The sequence below is a fragment of the Nocardioides malaquae genome, from assembly GCF_015070385.1.
Taxonomy (GTDB): Bacteria; Actinomycetota; Actinomycetes; order Propionibacteriales; family Nocardioidaceae; genus Nocardioides; species Nocardioides malaquae.
Map to the genome: position 1 here is coordinate 1 of NZ_JADCSA010000380.1, position 273 is coordinate 273.

Here is a 273-nt window from a genome sequence, read left to right on the forward strand (position 1 = left end):
TTGTAATGGAACCCAGCGCCAGGCTGATGGTGTTTTGCCCGGTACCATAATGCGCCATGCTGAATCAGAGAAATGGATACCGACAGGCTGACCACTGAGCGTGGCGCGGTCGATGGCTAATTCAAGTGCAGCGGTAAACCGCGCCGCTGTTTCGCGCGCACGAGTGCTGGCGACATCCTCCCGGCCATATGTGAAGAGCACCACGCTTGCCGTGATAGCGACCAGCGCCAGCACCAGCATCATCTCCAGCAGGGTAAACCCGCGTTGCTGATT

1 protein-coding gene is annotated in these 273 nt (G+C 58.2%); it reads right to left on the minus strand.

Annotation, left to right across the window (positions count from 1 at the left end; all coding sequences use genetic code 11):
* A partial coding sequence (gene gspH, locus IEQ44_RS15845) for a type II secretion system minor pseudopilin GspH (RefSeq protein WP_193639416.1) occupies positions 1-273 on the minus strand: 273 nt, incomplete at both ends.